The following is a 25916-nucleotide window of genomic DNA, read 5'->3' on the forward strand; positions in this document are numbered from 1 at the left end:
CGTAGGGGTCACCAGCCTTTTCAAAGGTTGGATAGCGCTTGGTATGGTTCAGCCATGTGCTGATAGGCGAAGAGCCACACCCTTCCGATCAGCGACCTTTTCACAAGTCGATCGCTCCCGACCAGATACGGCACCCCGCCTCAATCCGTGCCCGTGCAGGCCAGCATGGCGAAGCTCGCCAGCCAGTGTTCTCCCATATAGTCGCCTGCGACCTCGTCGATCGCTGCGGCGAGGTGGTCGGCGGCGGCGGTTTGCAGTTCGTCACGCAGTCGTAAATCGGCCGCTGCGGCAAGCGCCTGCATCGCCCAGGCGCGGCTGAGGTTCAGGCCGTCGAGATGCGCGATCCGGCCGTCGCTGCGGTCGCTGACGCGTGCCGGGGTGGCCAGCGTATCGGGAAGCCCCGGCAGGAACGCCGCGAACCAGTCGACAAAGGCGTCGGCGGGCAACAGGCGCTGCATCGCCATGGCCTCCATCAGCGTCGGGGACAGGAAATCCTCGCCGCTCGGCTCCCAGACCTGGGCCTGGCGATCCGCGCCGAACCAGTGGTGCGCACGCTCGATCATCGCGCCGCGCATCGCCTGGTCGTTGGCGACCCGCGCATAGCGATCGGCGAGCACCAGCGCGAAGGCGGTGTTGGCATGCGTCCCCGCGCGCACCGGATAGGTCATCAGCGGCAAATGCGCGCGCCATCGTGCGGCAAAGGCCTCCGCCAGCGGCCGCAGCGTGTCCGCATGGCCCAGCCCCGCGACCATCAACTCGCTCTGGAGCATCAACAGCCACGCCCAGCCATAGGGCCGCTCGAACCCGCGCGCGCTCGGCCGGTCGAGATAGGCGCACTCCGCCGCGACCTTTTCGGGGGTGAAGGCCGCGTCGAACAGCGCATCGATGGCGGCGACCTCGGCCAGATCGGGGAACAGCCGCCGGATCCGGGCGAGCAGCCAATAGCCATGGACGCAGCTATGCCAGTCGAAGCTGCCGAAGAAGATCGGATGCACCGCGCGCGGGCGATACGGGTCGTCATCGCCGGTCATCACATGATCGGCCTTGTGCGGATATTCGCGGGTGACATGGCCGAGCGCGATCCGCGCGAATGTCGCGGCACGAATGGGGGTCATCGCAATCCTCCAGGAAAGGCGCAGAGCGTCAGCACCGCGATATTGAACGCCAGCAGCATCAGCGCGGTCGGCCACTGGACCCGGATCACCCCGAACCGGTCCCGCAGTTCCAGGACCGCGGCGGGCACCAGGTTGAAGTTCGCCGCCATCGGCGTCATCAGCGTCCCGCAAAAGCCCGACAACATGCCCAGCGCCGCGACCACCGCCGGATCGCCGCCGAAGTGGCGGATCAGCAGCGGCAGGCCGATGCCCGCCGTCATGATCGGAAAGGCGGCAAAGGCATTGCCCAGGACCATCGTGAACAGCGCCATCCCAACGCAATAGGCGATCGTCCCGGCCAGCGGCGTGTCGAGCGCGACGATGTTCACGACGCCGCTCGCGACGACCTTGCCCACGCCCGCCATCGCGAACACGCCGCCCAGCGCCGCCAGCATCTGGGGCAGTACCATCGCCCAGCCGATCGAGTCGACTAGCCGCCGCGCCTCGGCGACCGGTGCGGTGCGCGGCGGCCGGGTGAGACGCACGGCCAGCAGGAGGGCGACGATCGACCCGGCCACCAGCGCCACCAGGGTCACCTGCTTCGGGTCGATCAGCGCCATTCCCGCGATCCGGCCCTTGCCGATCGATAGCGTCCCCGCCAGCGTGACGGCGGGCAGCATCAGCGCGGGCACGAACAGCCGGCCGCCCAGTCGCGCAGCGGAGGCGGCGCGCTGCTCCGCGTCGCTGCTGGCGACGGCCGAGGGACGCAGCCCCCAGGTCGCGAGCCCCACCATCACCAGGACGAGACACCCGGCGAGCAGATCGGGCAGCCACGGCCCCACCCCGAGCAGCACCGCGAAGAGTCCCCAGAACCCGGCGTTGCGCCAGCGCGTCGGCGCCCCCCGGTCGAAGGCGTGATGCGCCGCCACCGCCGCGGGCAGCGTCGCCGCCGCCATCCCGATCGCATCGAGCCCGATCATGCCCGCCGCCGCAACCGCCGGTCGAGCAGCAGCAGGCGCGCGCCATGGATCAGGAACGCCGCGACGGCGGTCGGGATCGCCCAGAGCGCGACGTCCAGCGGTGCGACCGCCACGCCGTCCTGTTCGAGGATCGCCCGGATCAGCAGGATCGATCCGATCGCGATGAACACATCCTCGCCGAAGAACACGCCGATATTGTCGACGGCGGCGGCGTGCGCGCGGATCCGGTCGCGCGTGTCGGGGTCAAGCGGCTGGCGCTCGTCGCGCTCCTCCGCCCCCTCTGCCATCGGGGCGACGATCGGCCGGACCATCTGGACATGCCCGCCCAGCGACACCAGCCCCAGCGCCGCCGTGATCTGACGCAATGCGAGGTAACCGAGCAGCACCCGCCCGGTCGTCGCCCGGCGCAACCCCCGCACGATGTCGCGCGCCTTTTCGCGCAGCCCCGCGCGCTCCAGAAGGCCGATCATCGGCAGCGCCAGGAACGGGACCGCCAGGAACCGCGCATCGACAAAGGCCCGCCCGATCATCGCGACCACCGCGACCGGCCCGAACCCCGCCGCCGCCGCACTGGCCAGCGCGGCGACGGTCACCACCAGCAAGGGGTTCACGCCCAGCGCGAAGCCGATGATGATGATCGCGATTCCCGACAGTACGAGCATGGCGGCCTCTCGCTAAAGCGTCGCGGCGGCGCGTGCCGCCTGGTTATACTGGCCCGACAGCGAGCGCAGCAGGTCGGCCGCCTCCGACAGCGCCTGGCCGTCCGGACCGTCGGCAACGACGGCGCTGGCCAGCACGCGTTCGCGGATGTCGCGATAGTGGAGGCAGAAATCGCGGCCCGCCTCGGTCGCCGCGATCCGCTTTTCCTTGCCGGACCGATCGGTGGCGACGAGCCCGGCGCGTTCCAGCTTGCGGATCGCATAGGTGATGAGATGCGTGTCCTCGACATCCAGCACCAGCGCGATGTCGGCGATCCGCTTGGCGCGATCGCGGTGGCGGACGGTGTGCAGGATCAGCACCTCCAGCGGCGCCAGCGCCAGTCCCGCCGCCGCCGCGCAGCGCACGATCCAGCGTTGATAGGCGGCGGCGGCCAGCGTCAGGCTGAACTCCAGCTCGGACAGCGCCGGGGCCGCGCCATCGGCCAGATGCGCCGAAGATACGATCGCCCGCTTGTCGTTGGTCATGCCGCCTCCTGCGCGTTCAGGGTTGCGGCGTTTCTATGGGCTGTCAATCCATCGCCGATAGTTTATCGACGATTCGTCGACAATTTCTCATGGAGGTGGCGCGATGGCAGGCTGGTCGTTCTGGATCGATCGTGGCGGCACCTTTACCGACGTGGTCGCGCGCGCGCCCGACGGGACGCTGACCACCGCCAAGCTGTTGAGCGAGGCACCCGAACGTTATGCCGATGCGGCCATCGCTGGCATCCGCACGATCCTGGGGCTGGCGGACGACGCGCCCCTGCCCGCCGATCGCATCGCCGAGGTCAAGATGGGGACGACCGTCGCGACCAATGCGCTGCTGGAACGCAAAGGTGCGCGGACGCTGCTGGTGGTCGACCGGGGCTTTGCCAATCTGCTCGTCATCGGCGACCAGACCCGCCCGCGCCTGTTCGACCTCGCCATTCGCCGCCCCGCCCCGCTGTATGACGGGGTGATCGAGATTGGCGGCCGGATCGATGCCGACGGCGTGGTGGTCCTGCCGCTGGACGAGGCGGCGTGCGCCGCGCAGCTGGCGGCGAGACGCGCGGAGGGTTTCGAGGCGGTCGCGATCGCGCTCACCCATGGCTGGGCGCATGGCGACACCGAAGCGCGCGTCGCCGCGCTGGCGCGCGCGGCGGGCTTCACCCAGATTTCGGCCAGCCATGTCGTCAGCCCGATGATCGGCCTGGTCGCGCGCGGACGGACGGCGGTGGTCGATGCCTATCTGTCGCCCGTGCTGCGCCGCTATGTCGATCGGGTGGCGGGTGCGCTGGGGCCGATCCCGCTCCACTTCATGCAGTCCAGCGGCGGGCTGGCCGATGCGCGCGCCTTTCAGGGCAAGGACGCGATCCTGTCGGGCCCGGCCGGGGGCGTCGTCGCCGCCGCGCGCACCGCGCAGGCGGCGGGGATCGACCGGGTGATCGGCTTCGACATGGGGGGCACCTCCACCGACGTTGCGCTCTATGCCGGGCGGTTCGAGCGGGTGCTCGATGCCGAGGTGGCGGGCGTCGAGATGCGCGTGCCGATGATGGCGATCGACACGGTCGCGGCGGGCGGCGGATCGATCCTGCATTATGACGGATCGCGGTTCCGCGTCGGCCCGGACAGTGCGGGCGCCCATCCCGGCCCCGCCTGCTATCGGCGCGGCGGCCCGCTGACCCTGACCGACGCCAATGTGCTGGTCGGCAAGATCCAGCCCGCGCATTTCCCGGCGGTCTTCGGCCCGAACGGCGACCAGCCGCTCGACATGGAGGCACCCCGCCGCGCCTTTGCCGAGCTGGCGGCGGAGATGGGCATGGCCGATCCCCGCGCCGTGGCGGAGGGTTTCCTGGAGGTGGCCGTCGCGCATATGGCGGCGGCCATCAAGCGTGTCGCGCTGGAGCGCGGCGAGGACGTCACCGGCTTCGCGCTGCAATGTTTCGGCGGGGCCGGTGGGCAACATGCCTGCCGCGTCGCCGAGGTGCTGGGGATGCGGACGGTGCTGATCCATCCGCTCGCGGGCGTGCTGTCGGCCTATGGCATGGGACTGGCCGACCGGGTGACGATCCGTCAGCGATCGGTCGAGCAGCCGCTGGGCACGCCGCTGGACGCCATCATGGCGGCGCTCGGCGACGAAGCGGCGGCGGAGGTCGGCGCCGGGGCACGCCGCGTCGCGACCGTTCACCTGCGCTATGCCGGGACCGACACCGCGCTGCCCGTCGACTGGGCCGGGGACGCCGCCATGCACGCCGCGTTCGAGGCGGCGCATCGGGCGCGCTTCGGCTTCGTCAGCCCGAACGCCGAACTGGTCGTCGAAAGCGTGATGGTCGAGGCGATCCTGCCCGGCGAGCCGGTGACGCCGCCGCCCCTCCCGGCGCGGCAGGGTCCGCTGCCGCCGCCGCTTTCGCATGTGTCGGTCTGGACGAACGGTGCGGAGCATACGACCCCCGTCCATGATCGCGCCACGCTGAGACCCGGCGATCGCATCGCCGGCCCCGCGCTGATCCGCGAGGCGATCGCGACGACGATGGTCGAGCCGGGCTGGACGCTGCGCGTCGGCGATGGCGGCGAACTGCTGCTCGCGCATGACGCATCGGGCATGCGCAGCGCCCCCGACCCGCGCCTGGTCGATCCGGTGCAGCTCGAACTGTTCAACACCCGCTTCATGGGCATCGCCGAGCGTATGGGCGTGGTCCTGCGCAACACCTCGCGCAGCGTGAACATGAAGGAGCGGCTCGACTTCTCCTGCGCCCTCTTCGATGGCCAGGGACGGCTGGTCGCCAACGCGCCGCACGTCCCCGTCCATCTGGGTGCGATGGGCGAAAGCGTCCGTGCCGTCATCGCCAGCCGGTCGGCCACGCTCAAGCCCGGCGATGTCGTCGCGCTCAACAATCCGTTCAACGGCGGCACCCATCTGCCCGACGTGACGGTGATCGCTCCCGTCTTCGACGAGGCAGGCGAGCATATCCGCTTCTTCGTCGCCAATCGCGGCCATCATGCCGATATCGGCGGGCTGACCCCCGGATCGACCCCGCCCCTGTCGCGCACGCTGGAGGAAGAGGGCGTGGTGATCGACGACTTCCTGCTGGTCGATGGCGGGACGCTGCGCGAGGCGGCGTTTCGCGAGCTGCTGGCCGGGGCGCGCTATCCCGCGCGCAGCCCTGACACCAATGTCGCCGACATCAAGGCGCAGCTCGCCGCCAACGCGACCGGCATCGCCGAGCTGAACGCGCTGATCGCGGCCAGCGGCTGGCCGATGGTGCACGCCTATATGGGGCATGTCATGGACCAGGCGGAGGAAAGCATCCGCCGCGTCCTGTCGCGGCTGGAGGACGGGGCCTTCGCCTATGCGATGGACGACGGCACGCCGCTGGCGGTGCGGGTCACGGTCGACCGGGCGGCGCGGGCGGCGACGATCGACTTCACGGGCACCGGCCCTGCCCGCCCCGGCAATTTCAACGCGCCCCCGGCGGTCACCCGTGCGGTCGTGCTCTATGCCTTTCGCTGCCTGATCGGCGAGGACCTGCCGCTGAACGAGGGGTGCCTGGCACCGCTGACCATCATCATCCCGACGGGCAGCTTCCTGTCGCCCCCGCCCGGCAGCGCGGTGGTGGCGGGCAATACCGAGGTGAGCCAGGCGGTCTGCAACGCCCTGCTCGGCGCGCTGGGGGCCTGCGCCGCGTCGCAGGGGACGATGAACAACTTCCTGTTCGGCAACGACCGCTATCAATATTACGAGACGATCTGCGGCGGAACCGGCGCCGGACCGGGCTTTGACGGCGCATCGGCGGTGCACAGCCATATGACGAACACGCGGATCACCGATCCCGAGATACTGGAACTCCGTTATCCCGTCCGGCTCGACCGGTTCGACATTCGCCGGGGATCGGGGGGCAGCGGCCGTCATCGCGGCGGCGACGGGGCCATTCGCGAGATCACCGCGCTGGAACCGATGACCGCCACCATCGTCGCCTCGCGCCGGACCGTCGCGCCCTTCGGTCTGGCGGGCGGCGGTGCCGGAGCCGTGGGACGACAATGGCTGGTCCGGGCGGACGGCACCCGGCACGCCCTGCCCGGCGTCGATCAGGTCGAGCTTCAGGCGGGGGACCGGATCGTCATCGAGACGCCCGGCGGGGGCGGCGCGGGCCTCTGACCGCTCGCGCCCGCCGCCGCTTCAGGGTTGGAGGCGGATCATCGCCACGCCGTGCGGCGCGACCTCCGCCTCGTAGCGGCGGGACAGACGGCCCAGATCCTTGTGCGTCCACAGGTCGCGTGCGCGCAGGCGGGTCGTGGCGGGCAGGCCGAGTTGCGTCCAGTCCGCGCCGATCCGCGCGGGGGTCTCGCCCCGGTTCCAGAACAACAGGGCGCGGCCGCCATCGGCCATGGGCTTGACCCAGACCTCGCGCTGGCCGTCGCGCGCCACCCGGTGGCCCTGCGCGCCCAGCGGGTCCTGATCGACCGCGATGACGTCGCGGTTCAGCAGGATGTCGCGGGTCGCGGGCGTCATGCCCGCGACGTCGTTGCCCGCGATCAGCGGCGCCGCCATCATCGCCCAGAGCGAGAAATGCGCGCGATATTCGGTGTCGCTCAATCCGCCATTGCCGACCTCCAGCATGTCGGGATCGTTCCAATGGCCCGGCCCGGCAAAGGGCCAGAGCGGCTCGTTCATGTCGACGATCGAGGCGACGCCCCAGCTATAGCCGTGCTTGCCTTCCCATTTGTCGGTGATGTCGCCGGTGGTGCGCCACATATTGCCGATCTTCGCCCCCCATAGCCAGGGCCGCGAATGGCCCCATTCGCATAGCGAGAACAGGATCGGCCGCCCCGTCGCGCGCAGCGCATCGGCCATGGTCGCATAGGCTTCCTCGGCATTGCGCACGCCCGTCGAGCACCAGTCATATTTCAGATAGTCGACGCCCCAGCGCGCATATTGCAGCGCGTCCTGATATTCATGCCCCTGGCTGCCCGGACGCCCGCCACAGGTCTTGGTGCCCGCATCCGAATAGATGCCGAACTTCAGCCCCTTGGCATGGATATAGTCGCCCAGCGCCTTCAGCCCGCCGGGAAAGCGCTGGCGATCCTCGGTGATGAAGCCATTGGCGTCTCGCGCGCCGTGCCAGCAATCGTCGATGACGATATATTCATATCCCGCCGCCTTCATCCCATTGGAGGCCATCGCGTCCGCCGTCCGGCGGATCACATCCTCGTTCACGTTGCAGGCGAACTTGTTCCAGCTGTTCCAGCCCATGGGCGGGGTCTGCGCGAGGCCGTTGGCGGTGCGCTTGGGGTCCTGGGACGGGGCGAGCGTGTTGGGGTCGGTGTCCAGCACCTCCTGCGCCGTGGCGGGAACGGCCATCTGGAGCAGCAGCGCGGCGGCGGCGAGCGGGCGGGCGAAACGACGGAGCATGGCGGCCTCTCCTGCGCTTATCGGGTCTTGGGGAGCCGGGCGATGGCCGCGGCATGGTCCGCGACGATGCGGACCGTCGTGTCGCCGGTGAAGATGCCGTACCAGCCCTGCGGCTCGTGCGGCGGGTCGCCCATATATTGGCCGTCGCCATCGCGGAACCGATAGTCGGGATGCTGCGCGCGCGCCTCGCCGTTCCAGGCCCAGAAATTGGTGCCCGCGATCGGCCCGCCCGCCGCCATGTCGCGCAGCGCGGCGGCATAGATCAGGCGGTAGAAACGGTCCTTATAGGTCGTCGCGACCTTCGGATCGTTGCTGCCGCCGTCGCGGGGATAGCCGAACTCCTCGATGATCAGCGGCTTGTCCAGCTGGCGGGCATAGCCGATGTGCTTGACGATATAGTCCTGGGTCAGCGTCTCGCCGCGCTTGTAGGTGTTCGCCAGATCGGCCTGCTTCACCCAGTCCCAATTGTTGGGCCAGATATGCGCGGTCAGATAATCGATCGCGTCGATGCCATGTTCGGCCAGCAGGATGTCGGGCTTTTCCAGCGTGCCCTTCAGCCCTTCCGATCCGGTGCAGACCAGATGATTGGGATCGAGCGACTTGATCAGCGTCGCGCTGTCGCGGACCCAGCCATGGAATTGGTCGAGATCGGCATGCGCCAGATCGCCCGCCGGGCGCGGCTCGTTGGACAGCTGCCACGCCATGATCGTCGGGTCGGCCGCATAGGGCTTTGCGGTGACGCTGTTGGTGCGCGACACGATGGTGCGGATCCAGTCGCGATACATCTCCTTGGCGCGATCATTGCCATAGAATTGCGCGTTGAAATTGGCGAAGGCGGGCCAGGGATGCGCCGGGTCGTTCGCATTCAGGAACTGACCCCCGTTCACATAGGACAGATAGGTCATCATGCCCCCCGACCATTCCCAGAAATTGGTCAGGTACAGGACCGCGCGCATGTTGCGCTTGGCCATCTCCGCCAGCGCATAGTCGAGCCCGGCGAGCAAGGTCTGGTTGGTCGTGGTGGCGGTACGGAAGCCCGGCTTGATCGAGTCGCGCAACGGCCCTTCCTCGGCCGAGGCGAGGATGCGGATATTGGTCACGCCCATCGCGGCCAGCGCATCCAGCTCACGCCGCAGCCGGGCGCGGTCGCCATAAGGGGCATCGGCCCCCAGATAGGCGGCGTACCACATATTGGCCCCGACGAAGCGATAGACCGCGTCGCCGATCATCAGGCGGGTGCCCTTGCGCCGGACGAACAGCTCCCGCTTCGCGCCCGCCGCATCGGCGCCAGCCGCCACGCCCGCGCATCCCGCCAGCAAGGCCGCCGACCCCAGAAAGCCGCGACGATCGATATCCATGGTCATGCCCGCATCCTCCCCCTCATATCGTTTCCCGACGCGGCTTTGCCGTCGTCATGGTGCAGGTCGATCGACCTGATTCCATTGGCATAACGAAGAATAATGCAAATTGCTTGCGGTATTTTGAGTGGCCGAAACCCTCCCCCACCCGTCACCCCGGCAAAGGCCGGGGTCCAGTTACGGGGCGATGGCAACGATGTACCAGCGCTTGCCCGACCGGACCCCGGCCTGCGCGGGGATGGTGAGGGCGTTTTCGCAGCGATTCCCTTACAGGACCGGATAGCCGATCAGCGCATCCCGCAGCTGACTGGCCCCGGCGGCGCGCTGGCGATGCGGATCGAGGAGATGTCGAGGCCCAGCTTGCCGCTCGTCGCGATCGTCCAGGGCTTCGTCACCGAGGCCATGGTCAAGCCGCCATCGGCGAAACAGCGCAGCGGCACCGCCAGCTGGCGCCATTCGCCCAGCGTCCCCTTCAGCGCGCCGGTGATCGGCACGGTGGCGGGCTTGCCGCCCTCCATGCCCAGCAGGACCTCGCCGGTCGGGGCCTGGGTCACGCGGTAGTCGACCAGCAGGCTCAGCTGGCCGTTGGACTCGCGGGTGATGTCGATCGGCTTGGCTTCCTCGATCGCGGCGCTCGCCGGGCCGGTGCCCGCGAAGGTGAAGCGCAGGCTGTCCTCCTGCGCGGCGCGGTCGACGCGGCTCTGCTGCACCGCTCCCGCCACGTCCAGCCGCGCGCCCGCGACCACCCGGCCGCGCACGAACAGCGCATTCTGGTCCCCCGCCGCCACCGCCGGACGCGCCTCGCTCAGCACCGGCACGGTCGCGCCCTGCGCATAGGTCAGGCCATAGCCGATCGGGAAGAGCGGGTCGTAATTGGCGTCCCGCTTGTTCAGCACATATTGGTCGAGCCGCTTGGGCCAGGAGAAGCTGAGCTTGCCATGGAAGTCGTGGCGCGGCTTGCCATCGCGCCCGGCGATCAGCACGTCCGCCACGCCGCCGCCCTCGGTGCCGGGCAGGAAGGCCGCGACGAATGCGTCCGCCGCGTTCATCTCGGGGTTCACCCAGAGCGGACGCCCCGACAGGAACACCGCGACGACCGGGACACCGGCGGCCTTCAGCTTCTTGAGCAACGCCAGGTCGCTCTTGTCCTCGGGGCTGTATTCCAGCGTCGGGCGGTCGCCGGTGAACTCGGCATAGGGGGTCTCGCCGAACACCACGATCGCGGCGTCGGGCTTGGCGCTATAGGCGCCATCGACCGCCAGCACCGCCTTGCCGCCGCCCGCGCGGACCGCCTCGTCGATGCCCGCCCAGATCGACTGGCCGTTGGGGAAGTTGGCGTTGGTGACGCCCGTGCCCTGCCAGGTGATCGACCAGCCGCCCGCCTGCTGCCCGATATTGTCGGCGCCGCGCCCTGCGACCAGGATATTGGCGCCGGGCTTGAGCGGCAACAGGCTGCCATTGTTCTTGAGGAGGACCATCGACTCGCGCACCGCCTGACGCGCGATGGCGCGGTGCTCGGGCGATCCGATCAGGTCGAACTTGCCCGACATGGGCCGCGAGGACGGACGCCCCGCCTCGAAGCTGCCCGCCAATATCTTCACGCGCAGGATGCGGCGCACCGCATCGTCCAGCCGCGCGGCCGGGATCGTGCCGTCCTTCGCCTCGCGCAGCGTGTTGGCGTAAAGCTGCTTCCAACCCGCGCCCGAATACATGAACATGTCGAGCCCGGCATTGATCGCCGCCGGGCAATCCTCGTTGTTGCAGCCGGGCACCTGGCCATGGGCGTTCCAGTCGCCGATGGTGAAGCCGTCAAAGCCGAGCTTGTCCTTCAGCACGCCGGTCAGCAGGCTCTTGTTGCCGGTCATCTTCGTGCCGTTCCAGCTGGAGAAGCTGGGCATCACGGTCAGCGCGCCCGCGACCAGGCCGCTGCGATAACCGGCCGCGTGCACGTCGCGCAGCACCTCTTCGGACACGCGCGTATCGCCCTGGTCGCGGCCGCCGGTGCCGCCATCGCCCAGGAAATGCTTGATCGACGAGATGACATGGCCCGGCTTCATGAAGTCGCCGCCGACGCTGCCCTGAATGCCCTCGACCATCTTTCCGGCATAGGATTCGACGATCGCCGGGTCCTCCGAATAGCTTTCATAGGTGCGGCCCCAGCGATCGTCCTGCACCACCGCCACGGTCGGCGCGAAGCTCCAGTCGATGCCGGTCGCCGCCGTCTCCGCCGCCGTCGCCGCGCCGATCTTGCGGATCAGCTCGGGGTCGCGCGCCGCGCCGAGGCCGATATTGTGCGGGAACAGCGTCGCGCCGACGATATTGTTCGCGCCGTGCACCGCATCGGTGCCCCAGATCAGCGGCACCTGCGGACGCCCGTCGCTGCGCTTCGCCGAGGCGTCGTAAAAGGCGTCGAACAGCTTCAGCCATTCGGGCGCGGGGGCGAATTCGTCATTATTGGGCGCCGAATTGCCGCCGTTCAGGATCGAGCCGAGCTTGTACGTCTCGAGGTCCTTGGGCATGATCGAGGCGATGTCGACCTGGATCAGCTGGCCGACCTTGTCCTCCACGCTCATCTTCGACAGGATCTGTTCGACCCGCGCCTCGACCTTCGGATCGCGCTGCCGCTTCAGGGGCAGTCGGGGCCACAGATCGGGATGCGCGACCGCCGAAGCCTCGGCGGCACCGGCGGCCTGTTGCCCGGCTGTCTGGGCGGAAACGCCGCTGCTGAGCGCGGTTGCGGCCACCATCAGGGCCAGCGTGCGGGAAAACGGCATGGTACATCCTCTCCTGTCGATTTTCATGCGACGTTCCGGTTTCATGACAGCGCTGTCAACAAAACATATTTCAAATTTTCTTTTTACCGCTCTACGCTTCGCAACGGCTTCGTCGGACATGACCGAGGGCACGAAAAACAAAGGCGGCGCCGTGCCTTGCGACCGCCTGATGCTTGCTGGAGACGTTGATGCGCTACGCCCCTGCCCTTCTGCTGCTGCTCGGTGCCGGAGCCTCCGCGCAGCAGGTGCCGCCGCCCGCCGCCGCCAAGCCCGACGAGGGCGAAATCCGGCTGCACAATGATTTCGGCTGGCTGGGTCGCTACCAACAGGCCAATGCCCGCGTGACCGGGCCGGTGACGATCGTCTTCATGGGCGATTCCATCACGCAAGGCTGGTTCGACAAGATGCCGGGCTTCTTCACGCCGGGCCGGATCGGGCGCGGCATCGGCGGCCAGACGACGACCCAGATGCTGCTGCGCTTTCGCCAGGACGTGATCGACCTGAAGCCGAAGATCGTCCAGATCATGGCGGGCACCAACGACATTGCGGGCAATACCGGCCCGATGACGCCCGAACAGACCGAGGCGAACATCATGTCGATGGCCGAGCTGGCGCGGGCGCACGGCATCCGCGTCATCCTGGCCTCCATTCCGCCCGCCGATCATTTCCCCTGGCGGCCCGGCCTCGACACCGCGTCGCGGATCGCGGTGCTCAACGACTGGATGAAGGGCTATGCGGCGCGCACGGGGGCGACCTATGCCGACTACTGGTCGGCGCTGCACGACGGACAGGCGACCCGCGCCAGCCTGACCTATGACGGCGTCCACCCTAATGAGGCGGGCTATGCCGTGATGGCCCCGGTGGCCGAGGCCGCGATCCGCACCGCGCTGGCCAGACCAGCGCCCAAGCCCATCGCCCGCTGATCGGCTCGGGAAAAAACAAGGGCCGCAGTGTCGCCACCGCGGCCCTTTTTCATGCGGTCGTGCCGACCGATCAGTAGGTCAGGCGGACGCTCAGCTGGAACTGGCGATCGCTCTTGAAGTACGACCGCGGCGCTTCCAGGCCCGAGCTGTTCAGCACGAAGGTCGTGCGCGTCGTCGCGTCGAGCAGATTCTGGACCTGCAGACCGATCTTGAACTGCTTGTTGACCGTGTAGAACAGCGAGGCGTCCGCCTGGCCCGCCGCCAGCGAATAGACCGGCAGGAACGGGAAGCAGCAGTCGCGGTTGGTCAGCAGATACTTGGACCGCCAGCTATAGGCTATGCGCGCATAGATGCCCGCATAGTCATAGAAGGCCGAGACGTTGAAATTGTACTTCGACAGCTGGGCCAGCGGCAGCGTGCTGTACAGCCCCGCCACGTCGACCGGCGGACGGTTGCCGTCGGCAGGCCCGTTGTTCGGCGTCGCATTGGGGATCTTGCCCGGATCGACATAGGTGAAGGTCGCCTGCGTCCCCAGGCCGCGCAGGATGCCCGGCAGGAAGTCGTAGGTCTGCTGGTACGAGATTTCCGCACCCTTGATATGCGCCGTGCCCGGTGCATTGGCGGGGCCGTTCACCGACACGGCGTAGGTCTGGCCGTTGTTGGTGAAGTCGCGGACGAACCCGTAATTGTCGAGGATGATGTTCGACAATTCCTTGTAGAACACCGCACCCGTCAGCGAGCCGACCTTGGCGAAATACCATTCGGCGGTCAGGTCGACCTGCTTGGCATCGACCGGACGCAGATAGGGGTTCCGCGCGCTCGACTGGAAGCCGTACGACCCGGTCGTGTTGCTGCCCGAGGGGCTGAGGCCGACGAAGTTGCGCAGATCGGTGAAGCCGGGGCGCGAGATCGCCTTGGACGCCGCCAGACGGAACAGCAGGGTCGGCGTCACCTGGTACTTCAGGTTCAGGCTGGGCAGCCACTTGTCGAAGCTCTGCTTGGCCACGTCGGTAGTCGACGCGCCGTTCGAGAAGGCGACGACCGCCGCCTGCTGCGCGCTGGTCAGCGTACAGATCGGGCGCACCGTGTTGGTGTCGTTGGGCGAGGCGCAATAGGCCGCGACGGTCGGGAAATTGCCGATCGTCGTGCCGATCTGCGGGAAGGTAATGCCGCCGGTCGACTCGTCCTGCGTGTGGACGTAGCGCAGGCCGATATTGCCCGACAGGCTGGTCTCGCCGCCGCCGATATTGTCGATCCCGAAATCCACGCGCGCATAGGCCGCATAGGTCCGCTCGCGCATCTTGTAGACTTCGTTCGGCCGGAAATAGCCGTCGACCAGGTCGGACCCACGATCCTCCAGCGGGACATAGCCGCCGCCCGACGCCTTGGTCGCCTCGCGCAGCAGTGCGGTCAGCGCGTCGTGATCGGTCAGCAGCGCATCGCGCAGGCCATAGGTCGTCGGCGGGGTCACCACCTGACCACGATAGAAATCGGTGAAGTTCAGACCGGTCACCGCGCTCGAATATTTGTCGAGCGTCGCGGTGCTGGAGGTCCAGGTGTCGGACACCGCGCCCCAGTTGTTATAGTCGTTGGTCTTCACCGTCTGGTTGCGGTCCGAATAGCGGCCGCCGACCCGCACCTTGCGCAGGAACGAGTCCTCGGACACGTCATATTGCGCATCGGCCTTGAATGCCCACTCGTCGCCGTCGCTGTGCGTGCGGTTGTTCATCGCGTCGCGGATGAAGATCTTGGTCGGGTCGCCAAAATAGGCGGCGGCGGACTGGCCGTTGGGCGGGATCACGTTGATCAGCGGCGCACCGTTGCTACCGTCGATCCGCACGCCCGAGAAGGTCGCCAGTTCGACCGTGTCGTCCGAATCGCGGCCCTTCGAGAAGACATATTGCCCGTCGAAGTTCAGGTGCAGCCGCTCGGTCGGGTCCCACTTGACGTTGACCGACTGGTCCTGCGTCGCGCCGTCCGTCTTGAAATAGCGGTTGGCGAGCGTGGTGTACTGACCGCCGCCGTTGCGGATCAGCGTGCCCGAAGTGAACAGGCCGTTGGCGTCATAGGTCGGCTGGGTGAAGCTCTGCCCCGCGATCGGCGCATTGGGGTTATAGCCCTGCGGGAAGATCTGGTTGGCGTCGGCATAATAGACGTTCGGCTCGACCGTGCGGTCCAGCCAGGTCTGCTTGGACTCGGCGCGCAGGAACTGCGCGGTGATCAGCAGGTTGCCGCGGCCATTCTCATATTGCGCCGAACCGGCATAGCCGATGCGGGTGCGGTCGAACTGCTGCATGCGCGAGCCTGCACCCAGCGGCACGTACACGACGTTGCGGCCCGACGGCACCGGATAATGGTCATAGGCGGTCGACGCATAGGGCGTGCCCGCGTTGATCGTCCGGCCCTCGCCCGCGTCCTGCTGGCCATTGCCGTTGGTGTCGTCATTGTAGCGCGGGATGAACGCCGAATAAAAGACCGAGTCCGACCGGCTATATTGCTGGTTGTAGCTGCCGCTGGCGAGGATGCCGAAGCGGCCGCCATTGCCCAGCTGCCACTGCTTGGAGAACAGGCCGACGACGGCGGGCGCGCTGCGCTTCGAGAAGTCGCCATAGTTCACGCTGCCCGACAGATAGACCAGCGTCTCCTTGGTGTCGAAGGGCTTGCGGGTGTTGATGTTGACCGTGCCCGAGATGCCGCCTTCGATCAGGTCGGCGGTCAGGTTCTTGTACACGTCGACCGAGCCGACCAGTTCGGTCGGCACGTCGTTGAAGCCGATCTCACGACCGCCCGACACGCCGAAGCTGTCGCGGCCGTTGAACTCGCCGCGCACATAGCTGAGGCCACGGATGGTGACGCCCGAACCCTCGACCGAGAAGTGGGCGGTGTCGTTGGCGGCGGCGAAGCGGGTGATGGCGACGCCGGGGACGCGCTGCAGCGCTTCGTTGACCGAACGGTCGGGAAGCGCGCCGATGTCCTCGGCGGTGATCGCATCGACCACCGTGTCGGCGTTGCGCTTGATCGACTGGGCATTGGCGAGCGACTGGCGCAGGCCGGTGACAACGATGTCACCCTGATTGCCCTCGGCGGCGGGCGTCGCGACGTCGGTAGCGGTCACATTGGACTGGTCGGGCGCGGTCTGGTTGGCGATCGACGCGCTGTTCGACAGCGGCTTCTTGCCCGCATTGGCACCGGCGGGCACGCTGGCCTGCCCGGCCGTACCGGCGCCGACATTGGTCTGGGGCACGGACTCGTCGTCGCGGGAAGCGGGTGCGGGCGTCGTCTGGGCCGACGCGGTCGCGGGGACCAATTGCACGGCCGCACAAAGGGCTACGACCGAAACCGTGGCCGCCAGCCGCTTGCGGCTGACGCCGTCAGCCAAGATTCGCATGGTGTGCATGTACCTTCCCGATCCTCTCCGATGCGCTTCGTCATGGAAGCGCCCCCATTTTTTCGTGCCGCGTGATAGCGGTTATCATGCGGCTAAATCGGTGCCGATCCGGACTCAAGGGAAATATCTAAACTTGATTTAATTATTGAGGAATTGCATCGAACTGTTGCTGCCAGGTGACACTCACAGGATCCCTGCGGGCATGATCGGGAGAGGTTCGAGTGAGCGGCGATCCATCGGCGGACGACCGGGTGCGCATCATCGTGATCGGCGGCGGCACGGCGGGCTGGATGACCGCGGCGGGGCTGGTCGGCCTGTTGCCCGCGGCGTGCACCGTCCACTTGGTCGAGTCCGAGGAGATCGGCATCGTCGGCGTCGGCGAGGCGACCCTGCCGCATCTGCGCGCCTATCTCGAACGACTGGGCATCGACGAAGCCGAATTCATGGCGACGACCGATGCCACCTACAAGCTGGGGATCGAATTCCGCGATTTCGGCCGGATCGGCGACCGCTATATCCACCCCTTCGGCACCTATGGCCGCCCGCTCGCCGATATCGGCTTTCACCATTACTGGCTGCGTCGCCATGCCGAAGGAGCGCCGGTGCCGCCGATCGGCGCCTATTCGGCCGGGGTCTCAGCCGCCGAAGCCCGCCGGTTCGAGCGACCGGGCACCGACCCCGACGATCCGACCACCAGCTTCGGCTATGCCTATCAGTTCGACGCGACCCGCTTCGCGCCCTTCCTTCGCCGCTGGGCCGAGGCGCGCGGCGCGCGGCGGACCGAGGGGCGCGTCGTGGCGGTCGAGCGCGATGCGGGCGACGGCGCGGTCCGGGCCGTGACGCTGGCCGACGGCACGCGGATCGAGGGCGATCTGTTCATCGACTGCTCGGGATTTCGCAGCCTGTTGCTGGGGCAGGAACTGGCCGAACCCTGGGAGGACTGGTCGCACTGGCTGCCCTGCGACCGTGCGGTGGCGGTGCCGAGCGCCAGCCCCGACGCGCCGACCGAGCCCTTCACCCATGCCACCGCGACCGTCGCGGGCTGGCGCTGGCGCATCCCGCTGCGCCACCGGGTCGGCAACGGCCATGTCTATGCCAGCGCATTCTGCGACGATGAACGGGCGGCCGAACTGCTGCTGGCCGGGCTGGACGGCCCCGCGCTCGCCGAGCCGCGCTTCCTGAAATTCCGCGCGGGGCGGCGGCGGCGCAGCTTCGTCGGCAATGTCGTGGCGGTCGGGCTCGCCTCGGGCTTTCTCGAGCCATTGGAGTCGACCAGCATCTATCTGGTCCAGGCCGCGATCACCGCGCTGGTCGAGCATTTCCCGGACGCGCAGGTCACCGATATCGACCGCGACGGGTTCAACGCCGCGATCGATGCCGAATATGACCGGATCCGCGATTTCCTGATCCTGCATTATCACGCCACGACCCGCGACGACTCCCCCTTCTGGAACCATGTCCGCACCATGACGGTGCCCGACACGCTGGCCGAGAAGATGGCGTTGTGGCGCGCCACCGCGCAGGTCGCGCATTATCGCCACGGCCTGTTCCTCGAGCCGAGTTGGGTCGCGGTCTATCTGGGCCAGGGCGTCGTGCCGCATGGTTGGGACCCGCGCGCCGATCGGCCCGAAGGCACCGGGCTCGACCGCGCCCTGTCCGGCCTGTCGCGCGCGATCGCCGATCGGGTGGCGCGGATGCCCACCCATGACGCAGCACTGGCGGCCATCGCGGCGGGAGCACGCGCATGAACCGCCGCACCCTTCCCGCCCATGTTGCGGTCGCGGGTGGAGGGCCGGTCGCCTTCGCCGCCGCACTCGCCTTTGCGCAGGCCATGCCGGGCACGCGAGTCACGCTGGTCCCCGCGGCCGTGCCCGATGCCGCGCTGGCGGATCGCTGGCCGCTCGCCCTGCCGTCCGCCCATGCGATGCTCGCGCGGCTGCATTGCCCGCCCGACGTGATGCTGGCGCACGGCGTGGCGATGCCGCGCCTCGCCACGCGGTTCCTCGACTGGAGCGCGGACGGGACGGCGTGGATGGTCGCGGACGAGCCCGCCCCGCCGCTTGCCGGTGCACCGCTGCACCAGCTCTGGCTCCGGGCCGGGGCGCCGATGCCGTTCCACGCGCTCCACCCCGCCTGCGTCGCCGCCGAGGCGGGCCTGGTTCCCCGCGATGTCGAGTCTGGGCTCCATTTGGATGCGCGGCGGCTGCGCGACGGGCTGGCCTCGCTCGCCCGGCAGGCGGGAGTGGTGCTCGCAAATGCTCCGCTCGCCGAAGTGGCAGGCGGGACCGGCGGCGTGGAGGCGCTGCAACTCTCTGATGGCGGTCGGATCGAGGCCGATCTGGTCATCGACGCGACCGGCCCGGCGCGGCTGGTCGCCACCTCCCAGGGGTTCGAGGGCTGGGGCGACAGCCTGCCCTGCCATCACCTTCGGCTGGAGCCGTCCGCCGCCGCCCCCTCCCCCTCCCCCATCGACAGCTATCGCGCCGTGGCGGACGGCTGGACCGCCACATGGCCCGGCGCGTCGGTGAGCGCCAGCCGGGACGCGGCACCGGGCGCGATCGCCCTTGTCCCGGGCCGCCTGTCGGCGCCGATGCGCGGCAACGTCCTGGCGCTGGGCGAAGCGGCGGTGCAGCCGGGGCCGCTGGGCCTGACCGGCTTCACGCTGGCGCTGGCCCAGATCGCGCTGGCGCTGGAATTGCTGCCGACCGGCGCGGACATGCCCCTGCTGTCGGCCGAATATAATCGCCGCGCGAACCAGCGTGCCGACCGGATGCGCGACTTCCTCGCCGCGCATTACATCGCCACCACGACGCCGCCCGCCATGACCCCGTCGCTGGCGACCATAATCTCCCAGTTCGAACGGCGCGGCACCCTGCCCCCGGCGGACGAGGATTCGGTCGAGCGCGACGCCTGGATCGCGATGCTGATCGGCCAGGGCCTGCGCCCCGAGCGGTCCGATCCCATCGCGATGGGCATTCCGCGCGAGGTCGCACGCCGGGCCGTGCTCGACAGGGCTGGACAGTGGCGCGCCGCCGCCGGAAAGCGCGGATCATGACCCCTTCCCCCATCGAACATGTCGTGATCGTCGGTGGCGGCACCGCCGGGTGGATGATGGCGGCCGCCGCCGGGCGCTATCTGGACAATGGCCGCCGCCGGATCACCTTGGTGGAATCGGACGCGATCGGCACGGTCGGCGTCGGCGAGGCGACCATCCCCTCGATCCTGAACTTCAACGCGCTGCTCGGCATCGACGAGGCGGAGTTCCTGCGCGCCACCCAGGGCAGCTTCAAGCTGGGTATCGCATTCACCGGCTGGCACCGCCCCGACAGCCACTATATTCACCCCTTCGGCCATCATGGCCGCGACATTCAGGGGCTGAACTTCCATCAGCTCTGGCTGAAGATGCAGGGGCAGCCGGGCGTCGGGCCGATCGGCGACTATTCCGCCTCGACCGTCGCGATGGAGCGGGCCGCGTTCGGCAAGCCCTTGCCCGATCCGCGCTCGCCGCTGTCGGGGCTGGCCTATGCCTATCATTTCGATGCCGGGCTTTATGCCGCCTTTCTGCGCCGGCGTGCGGAGGCGGACGGGGTCGCGCGGGTCGAGGGGCGGATCGTCGCGGTCGAGCGGCATGAAAACGGCGATGTCGCGGGCGTGCGGCTGGAGGATGGCCGCCGGATCGCGGGCGACCTGTTCGTCGACTGTTCGGGCTTCCGCAGCCTGTTGCTGGGCGATACGCTGGGCGTGCCGTTCGAGGACTGGTCGCACTGGCTGCCCTGCGACCGCGCCATCGCGGTGCCGACCGAGCGGACCGAGCCGCTGCTCCCCTATACCCGCGCCACCGCGCACGAAGCGGGCTGGCAATGGCGCATCCCGCTTCAGCATCGGACCGGCAATGGCGTGGTCTATGCCAGCCGGTTCATGGACGACGATGCGGCGGAGCGCCTGCTCTTGTCCCGGCTCGACGCCGCGCCGACCGCGACGCCCCGGCGGCTGTCCTTCACCGCCGGATGCCGCCAGCGCCTGTGGGAGCGCAACGTCGTCGCGCTGGGCCTCGCGGGGGGCTTTCTGGAGCCGCTGGAATCGACCAGCATCCACCTGATCCAGCAGGGCATCTCGAAACTGTTCGCGCTCTTCCCCGACAAGCGGCTCTCGCCGGTCGAGCGTGACGAGTATAACCGGCAGATGGGCGACAATTACCGCTCGATCCGCGACTTCATCATCCTTCACTATCACGCGACCGCGCGCGACGACTCCCCCTTCTGGGACCATGTCCGCACCATGGCCCTGCCCGACACGCTGCCCCGCAAGATCGCGCTGTTCCGCGAAAAGGGGCGCATCTTCCGCTATGAGGACGAGCTGTTCGCGACGCCCAGTTGGGTCGCGGTGCTGCTGGGCCAGGGGGTGATGCCCCAGGGCTATGACCCGGTGATCGACGCGCTGGACGACGACCGGGTTCTCGCCGCGCTGCGCCAGATGCGACAGGCGACCGCGACCGCCGTGGCGGGCCTGCCGCCACATGCGGTGGCGCTGGCGCGGATCGTCGCCGGTCAGGGCTGACCGGCGCCCAGCATCCGCAACAGATAGCCGCGAATCCGCTCGTCCCGTTCGGGAGAGGGCGGCCCCAATATGCCGCGCACCGCCGGGGGCAGGTGATCCGCCACCCGCGCGGCATCCTCGCCAAAGACATAGTGGTCGAACCATTCGCGCATCGCCGCCCGCTCCGCCGCCGGTCGGTCGCGCACCGCCAATATGGCATAGACCAGCGCGGCGAAGGGCGCATCCGACGTGCCGCGCGTCCACCAGTAATTGACCAGCAGGTTCAGCGGCCCTTCGGCGCGGATCTCGTGCCACCACATGGCGGGGATATAAATGGCGTCGCCTGGCCCCAGCTCGGCGACCTGGGCGGCGGCTTGCGCGGCGGCGAAACGGGGAAAGCGGGTCAGGTCGGGGCGTTCGAGGTCGACCATGCTGGTCGGCTGCCCCGCCATCGTCATGTCGAGCGGCCCGACATAGAGGTTGGCGGTCTGTTCGGGCGGGAACAGCACGACCCGGCGGCGTCCGGCCGCGACGGCGGCGATGTTGCTGGCCATGTCGTAATGCGCCGACACCCGGCTGCCATTGCCGATCCACAGCCGCGCCTGCGCATCGCCGACCGGCAAGGGCAGCGGATGGTCGCGGGTCCAGCCGGGGAAATGCTCGGCCGCGGTGCTGGCCCCGGCATAAAGCGCGGGCGGTTTATCCTGCCCCTCGGCGCGCAGCAACGCCTCGAGCAGCAGGGGAAGCGGGATTTGCGCGCGCTCGAAATTGAAGCCGCTGAAATCGTCGCGATAGAAGAATCGCCCGCCGATCGCGGGATCGCCCGCCATCAGCCCCAGCGGCCTGCCCCCGTCATAGCCGCGCAGGCAGTCGGCGAGCGCCGCCGTTCCCCGCCGCCCCGCCGCGACCACCGGCCAGCCTTCGACCAGACCGCGCAGCACCACCGGCATCGCCGCCTCGACCAGCGCGAGGAAACCGTCCTGCGTGGTCGGCGCGCTCCGCTCCGCGACGCGGGGGGCCCGGGCGATCCAGTCGGCGGTCGCGCTCGCTTCGGAATCCTGTCTCATCACGGTTCGATCCGTGTCAGGCCCGGACGGGAAAAGGAAATGATTTTCGTTGCGTTGCGCCGCGCCGAGGGTAGCACGCGATGACATATGGGGCGGAACATCGGCCCCGTCAGGAGAGACGATGCCGCATATCCTGCCCCCGACACGGAGCTGCCGCCTGATGCTCGCCGGTCTGTCGCTGACGATGGGCCTGCCCGCCGCCCTGCCCGCCCAGTCGGGTGCGGCCGAGGGCATCCGCGCGCTCGGGGCCGAGACTCGGGCGGGGCGACCGCTGCCGCTTCATATCGGCGGGCGCGTGGTCGCGACGGACGGCTATCGGCGGCAATGGCCGGGCACCTATATCGAGGGCGCATTCCGGGGGCCGTCGGTCGATCTGGGGGTCGGCCCCGGCGCCGTGTCGCTGCGCATCCGCCTCGATGGCGGCGCGCCCATGCCGCTGGTCCGCCCCGCCCCCGGCCTCTATCGCATCGCCGCACGGGGCGCGGGGCCGCACCGCATCCGCGTCGACGTCGCCAGCGAGAGCCAGGCCGGGTGGACGGTGCTGCGCGGGCTGTTCGCCCCCACCGGCACGACCCCGCTGGCCGCGCCCGCGCCGCGCGCCCGGCAGATCGAGTTCATCGGCGATTCGCACACGGTCGGCTATGGCAACACCTCCCCCACCCGTCAGTGCAGCCAGGATGCGATCTGGCGGACGACCGACACGACGCTGGGCCTGCCCGGCATCGCCGCGCGCCATTACGACGCGGATTATCAGGTCAACGCCATTTCCGGTCGCGGGATCGTGCGCAACTATGGCGGCTTCGCCGCGCCGACCTTGCCGGACGCCTATCCCTATGCGCTGTTCGACGGCCGCACCCCGGCGGCGACGCCCGGCTGGAACCCGCAGGTCGTGGTCATCGCGCTGGGCACCAACGACTTTTCGACGCCGCTGAAGCCCGGCGAGCGCTGGGCCGACCGCGACGCGCTGCACGCCGATTACGAGCGGCGCTATGTCGATTTCGTCGGCCGCCTGCGCCGCCACTATCCCCGCGCCTTCTTCGTCCTGTGGGCGACCGATCTGGCCGATGGCGAGATCAAGCGCGAGGTCGGCAAGGTCGTCGACCGGCTGCGCGCGGGCGGGGAACGGCGCATCGCCTTCGTGCCCGTCGACGGGCTGGGCTTCACCGGCTGCGACGCCCATCCCGACACGGATGACGATCGCAGGATCGCCGCCGCGATCGAACGGGCCATCGATGCCCGACCCGATATATGGACGCGCCGCTGATGCGCCGCCTCCTGACGCTGCTCGCCCTCGCGGCGGCCGCCATGCCTGCCCAGGCCGCCACCCGCTGGCCCCATGGTGCGAAGGCGGCCGTGGTGCTGACCTATGACGATGCGCTGCCCTCGCAGCTCGACCATGCGGTGCCCGCGCTCGACGCTGCCGGGCTGAAGGGCACCTTCTTCCTCGCCAATGTCCGCGCGCAGGATGTCGGTCGCTGGCGCGCCGTGGCGCATGAAGGGCATGAGCTGGGCAATCACACCATCTTCCACCCCTGCCGCGCCGCCGCCTTTCCCGCCGATCCGCGCTACACCACCGAGGCCTATACCCCGGCGAGCATGATTAAGGAGATCGCGCAGCAGAATGTCCTGCTGACCGCGCTCGACGGCAGGATGCGCCACGGCTTTGCGACACCCTGTGGCGAGACGCGAGCAGGCGGGGTCGATTATCTCGAGCCGCTGCGCGCCGCCGGCCTCGTCACCTATGCCCGCGGGGTCAGCGCCAGCCCGGCCGAGCTGGCGGCGGACGTCGCACGGATCGACCCGATGCACATCCCCGCACGCGGTTTCGGCGAGGGCGACGATGCCGCGAAGATGATCGCCTTTGTCGAACAGGCCGAGGCGGGCGGCGGCATGGCGGTGCTGCTGTTCCACGGCGTCGACGGCGATCACCTGGCGGTCAGCGATGCGCAGCACCGCGCCTTCGTCGCCTGGCTGAAGGCGCATCGGCGCGACGTCTGGGTCGCCACGCTGCAACAGGCGCTCGACTGGGCGCACGCGCATCCGGTGACATCGCCCCGCCGATAGCGCGCGCCATCGGGAACTCTCTGCCGCCCCAATTCGTCAGCCATCATGACCCAAAATCGATCGTTTTGCGCCATTTGCGTGTAAAGGGATCGAGACTCGGCAATGGCGGACGATGAGGTGACGGGACGGCATGCGATGGCGGCGGCGTAATTTGGCTTCGATGAGTGCGGATGTGGGCGACGGACTGGCCCCGGCGGTCGAGGCGGTGACCAGCGGTTCGCGCCCTACCCCCGCCCCGGACGCCCGCCCCCCCGAACGCGGATATCGGGTCATCGCGCTGGTCGTCGCGTCGGCCTTGTTCATGCAGCAGCTGGACGGCACCGTCCTGACCGTTGCGTTGCCCACCATGGCGCGCGACCTGGGCACGTCGGCCACCAGCCTCAGCTTCGCGCTGACCGCCTATCTGCTGGCGCTGGCGCTGTTCATTCCCGCCAGCGGAACGCTGGCCGACCGTTTCGGATCGCGGACCGTCTTCTGCTCGGCGATCGGCATCTTCCTGCTCGGCTCGGTGCTGTGCGCGCAGGCGGGGACCTTGCCCATCCTGGTCGCGGCGCGGTTCCTGCAGGGGATCGGCGGGGCGATGATGGTGCCGGTCGGCCGCCTCGTCCTGCTGCGCAGCGTCGCCAAGGAGGATATGGTCCAGGCGCTGTCCTGGCTGGTCATGCCCGCGCTGATCGGGCCGATCCTGGGGCCGCCGCTGGGCGGGTTCATCGTGACCTGGCTCGACTGGCGCTGGATCTTCTATCTCAACATCCCGATCGGCGTGCTGGGCATGATCGGTGCGATCCTGCTGGTGCCCGACGTGCCCGGCGATGCGCGGGCGCGGTTCGACGTGTCGGGCTTCCTCCTGTCGGGGATCGCGCTCGGCTGTCTGTTGTTCGGGTTCGAGCTGGCGAGCCGACCGGGGACGGGCTGGGCCGCGTTGGCGCTGCTGGCGGTCGGTGCGGTGCTGGCCGTCGCCTATATCCGCCATGCCCGGCGGGTCAGCGACCCGATCCTCGACCTGACGCTGATGCGCGTGCCGACCTTCCGCCTGTCGGTGATCGGCGGATCGCTGACCCGGATCACGCAGGGCGCGCAGCCCTTTTTGTTGCCGCTGATGTTCCAGCTGGGCTTCGGGCTGACCGCCGCGAAGACGGGCACGATCACCATGGCGGGCGCGGTCGGCGCGCTGGCGATGAAGGCGCTGGCGCCGCGCGTGCTGCGCCGCTGGGGCTTTCGCCGCAGCCTGATCGTGTCGGGGCTGGTCAGCAGCGCGGGCTATGCGACCTGCGCGCTGTTCCGCCCCGACTGGCCGACCGCCGCGATGATCGGCGTGCTCGCGCTGTCGGGCTTCTTCACCTCGTTCCAGTTCACCGGCTTCAACGCGATCGCCTATGCCGATGTCGAGAAGGAACGGATGAGCGCGGCGACCAGCTTCTATGCGACCTTCCAGCAGCTGACCCTGTCGCTGGGCATCTGCACGGCGGCGACGGTGCTGGAGCTGGGGACGCTGGTCGAGGGCAAGGCGCAGCCGACGCTGACCGTGTTTTCGGCGGCGTTCCTGGTGGTTGCCGCTATTTCGGCCTCCGCCGTGATCTGGAACCGCCGCTTCGCCGCCGATGCGGGAGCGGAGATGAGCGGGCACCACCCGGCCCGGTGAACC

At 68.9% G+C, this 25916-nt stretch carries 17 protein-coding genes; 8 read left to right on the forward strand and 9 right to left on the reverse strand.

Annotated features, from left to right (window positions below; translation table 11 throughout):
- Positions 1-140 precede the first annotated feature (140 nt).
- From QE360_RS00795 to QE360_RS00810, 4 genes are read right to left on the reverse strand one after another with little or no spacing between them, the layout of a single operon-like run.
- Positions 141-1115 carry a DUF2891 domain-containing protein gene (locus tag QE360_RS00795; RefSeq protein ID WP_309698538.1) on the reverse strand — a complete coding sequence of 325 codons (975 nt, stop codon included), beginning with the start codon at positions 1113-1115 and terminating at the stop codon, positions 141-143.
- Positions 1112-2074: a DUF979 domain-containing protein gene (locus QE360_RS00800; RefSeq protein WP_309698540.1), complete on the reverse strand. Its 963-nt coding sequence runs from the start codon at positions 2072-2074 to the stop codon at positions 1112-1114. The genes QE360_RS00795 and QE360_RS00800 overlap by 4 nt, the downstream gene beginning before the upstream one ends.
- Complete coding sequence (locus QE360_RS00805) at positions 2071-2736, reverse strand: 5-oxoproline transporter, DUF969 family subunit (protein ID WP_309698542.1); 666 nt, start codon at positions 2734-2736, stop codon at positions 2071-2073. Before QE360_RS00805 ends, QE360_RS00800 begins: the two co-directional genes overlap by 4 nt.
- Positions 2737-2748: 12 nt before the next feature.
- Positions 2749-3258 (reverse strand): winged helix DNA-binding protein, encoded by a 510-nt coding sequence (locus tag QE360_RS00810; protein ID WP_307104032.1) that lies wholly within the window; start codon positions 3256-3258, stop codon positions 2749-2751.
- Between the two features lie 103 nt (positions 3259-3361).
- On the opposite strand from QE360_RS00810, the gene QE360_RS00815 reads away from it, so the two are divergent.
- Positions 3362-6907, forward strand: a complete 3546-nt coding sequence (locus QE360_RS00815) for a hydantoinase B/oxoprolinase family protein (RefSeq protein ID WP_309698544.1) — start codon at positions 3362-3364, stop codon at positions 6905-6907.
- Positions 6908-6928: 21 nt separating this feature from the next.
- Here QE360_RS00815 and QE360_RS00820 read toward each other — a convergent pair whose 3' ends face one another.
- From QE360_RS00820 to QE360_RS00830, 3 genes are all read right to left on the reverse strand, one after another.
- Positions 6929-8161 (reverse strand): glycoside hydrolase family 27 protein, encoded by a 1233-nt coding sequence (locus QE360_RS00820; RefSeq protein ID WP_309698546.1) that lies wholly within the window; start codon positions 8159-8161, stop codon positions 6929-6931.
- 17 nt (positions 8162-8178) lie between these two features.
- Positions 8179-9525: a cellulase family glycosylhydrolase gene (locus QE360_RS00825; RefSeq protein ID WP_309698548.1), complete on the reverse strand. Its 1347-nt coding sequence runs from the start codon at positions 9523-9525 to the stop codon at positions 8179-8181.
- 281 nt (positions 9526-9806) lie between these two features.
- Positions 9807-12293: an exo 1,3/1,4-beta-D-glucan glucohydrolase gene (locus QE360_RS00830; protein ID WP_309698550.1), complete on the reverse strand. Its 2487-nt coding sequence runs from the start codon at positions 12291-12293 to the stop codon at positions 9807-9809.
- 188 nt (positions 12294-12481) lie between these two features.
- Here QE360_RS00830 and QE360_RS00835 point away from each other — a divergent pair, with 188 nt between their 5' ends.
- Positions 12482-13216 carry a GDSL-type esterase/lipase family protein gene (locus QE360_RS00835; RefSeq protein ID WP_309698552.1) on the forward strand — a complete coding sequence of 245 codons (735 nt, stop codon included), beginning with the start codon at positions 12482-12484 and terminating at the stop codon, positions 13214-13216.
- 70 nt (positions 13217-13286) lie between these two features.
- Here the strand turns inward: QE360_RS00835 and QE360_RS00840 are convergent, their stop codons facing one another.
- Positions 13287-16604: a TonB-dependent receptor gene (locus tag QE360_RS00840; RefSeq protein ID WP_309698554.1), complete on the reverse strand. Its 3318-nt coding sequence runs from the start codon at positions 16602-16604 to the stop codon at positions 13287-13289.
- Positions 16605-16825: 221 nt separating this feature from the next.
- Between QE360_RS00840 and QE360_RS00845 the strand changes: the two genes are divergently transcribed.
- From QE360_RS00845 to QE360_RS00855, 3 genes are read left to right on the forward strand one after another with little or no spacing between them, the layout of a single operon-like run.
- Positions 16826-18352 carry a tryptophan 7-halogenase gene (locus QE360_RS00845; RefSeq protein ID WP_309698556.1) on the forward strand — a complete coding sequence of 509 codons (1527 nt, stop codon included), beginning with the start codon at positions 16826-16828 and terminating at the stop codon, positions 18350-18352.
- Entirely contained in the window at positions 18349-19659 is a 1311-nt protein-coding gene (locus QE360_RS00850; protein WP_309698558.1) for a tryptophan 7-halogenase, read from the forward strand. The genes QE360_RS00845 and QE360_RS00850 overlap by 4 nt, the downstream gene beginning before the upstream one ends.
- Positions 19656-21161 carry a tryptophan 7-halogenase gene (locus tag QE360_RS00855; RefSeq protein WP_309698560.1) on the forward strand — a complete coding sequence of 502 codons (1506 nt, stop codon included), beginning with the start codon at positions 19656-19658 and terminating at the stop codon, positions 21159-21161. The genes QE360_RS00850 and QE360_RS00855 overlap by 4 nt, the downstream gene beginning before the upstream one ends.
- Here QE360_RS00855 and QE360_RS00860 read toward each other — a convergent pair.
- Positions 21152-22207, reverse strand: coding sequence for a cupin-like domain-containing protein (locus QE360_RS00860; protein WP_309698562.1), 1056 nt, complete (start codon positions 22205-22207; stop codon positions 21152-21154). The genes QE360_RS00855 and QE360_RS00860 overlap by 10 nt on opposite strands.
- A 121-nt stretch (positions 22208-22328) precedes the next feature.
- On the opposite strand from QE360_RS00860, the gene QE360_RS00865 reads away from it, so the two are divergent.
- The 3 genes from QE360_RS00865 (at position 22329) to QE360_RS00875 (ending at position 25913) form a co-directional block, all read left to right on the forward strand.
- On the forward strand, positions 22329-23471 hold the full coding sequence (locus QE360_RS00865; protein WP_309698564.1) for a GDSL-type esterase/lipase family protein: 1143 nt from the start codon (positions 22329-22331) through the stop codon (positions 23469-23471).
- Positions 23471-24271, forward strand: a complete 801-nt coding sequence (locus tag QE360_RS00870; RefSeq protein ID WP_309698566.1) for a polysaccharide deacetylase family protein — start codon at positions 23471-23473, stop codon at positions 24269-24271. The genes QE360_RS00865 and QE360_RS00870 overlap by 1 nt, the downstream gene beginning before the upstream one ends.
- A gap of 160 nt (positions 24272-24431) precedes the next feature.
- Entirely contained in the window at positions 24432-25913 is a 1482-nt protein-coding gene (locus QE360_RS00875; RefSeq protein WP_309698568.1) for a DHA2 family efflux MFS transporter permease subunit, read from the forward strand.
- Positions 25914-25916 lie beyond the last annotated feature (3 nt).

Origin of the sequence: Sphingomonas sp. SORGH_AS_0789, from assembly GCF_031453055.1 — a bacterium.
Lineage (GTDB): Bacteria > Pseudomonadota > Alphaproteobacteria > Sphingomonadales > Sphingomonadaceae > Sphingomonas.

Bases quoted from the DNA above. Each gene is read 5' to 3' on its own strand.
- QE360_RS00795 (WP_309698538.1), bottom strand. From the start codon at position 1,115: ATGACCCCCATTCGTGCCGCGACATTCGCGCGGATCGCGCTCGGCCAT.
- QE360_RS00840 (WP_309698554.1), bottom strand. From the start codon at position 16,604: ATGCGAATCTTGGCTGACGGCGTCAGCCGCAAGCGGCTGGCGGCCACG.
- QE360_RS00875 (WP_309698568.1), top strand. From the start codon at position 24,432: ATGAGTGCGGATGTGGGCGACGGACTGGCCCCGGCGGTCGAGGCGGTG.
- QE360_RS00815 (WP_309698544.1), top strand. From the start codon at position 3,362: ATGGCAGGCTGGTCGTTCTGGATCGATCGTGGCGGCACCTTTACCGAC.
- QE360_RS00825 (WP_309698548.1), bottom strand. From the start codon at position 9,525: ATGACCATGGATATCGATCGTCGCGGCTTTCTGGGGTCGGCGGCCTTG.
- QE360_RS00860 (WP_309698562.1), bottom strand. From the start codon at position 22,207: ATGAGACAGGATTCCGAAGCGAGCGCGACCGCCGACTGGATCGCCCGG.
- QE360_RS00865 (WP_309698564.1), top strand. From the start codon at position 22,329: ATGCCGCATATCCTGCCCCCGACACGGAGCTGCCGCCTGATGCTCGCC.
- QE360_RS00870 (WP_309698566.1), top strand. From the start codon at position 23,471: ATGCGCCGCCTCCTGACGCTGCTCGCCCTCGCGGCGGCCGCCATGCCT.
- QE360_RS00800 (WP_309698540.1), bottom strand. From the start codon at position 2,074: ATGATCGGGCTCGATGCGATCGGGATGGCGGCGGCGACGCTGCCCGCG.
- QE360_RS00850 (WP_309698558.1), top strand. From the start codon at position 18,349: ATGAACCGCCGCACCCTTCCCGCCCATGTTGCGGTCGCGGGTGGAGGG.
- QE360_RS00820 (WP_309698546.1), bottom strand. From the start codon at position 8,161: ATGCTCCGTCGTTTCGCCCGCCCGCTCGCCGCCGCCGCGCTGCTGCTC.
- QE360_RS00805 (WP_309698542.1), bottom strand. From the start codon at position 2,736: ATGCTCGTACTGTCGGGAATCGCGATCATCATCATCGGCTTCGCGCTG.
- QE360_RS00835 (WP_309698552.1), top strand. From the start codon at position 12,482: ATGCGCTACGCCCCTGCCCTTCTGCTGCTGCTCGGTGCCGGAGCCTCC.
- QE360_RS00810 (WP_307104032.1), bottom strand. From the start codon at position 3,258: ATGACCAACGACAAGCGGGCGATCGTATCTTCGGCGCATCTGGCCGAT.
- QE360_RS00855 (WP_309698560.1), top strand. From the start codon at position 19,656: ATGACCCCTTCCCCCATCGAACATGTCGTGATCGTCGGTGGCGGCACC.
- QE360_RS00830 (WP_309698550.1), bottom strand. From the start codon at position 12,293: ATGCCGTTTTCCCGCACGCTGGCCCTGATGGTGGCCGCAACCGCGCTC.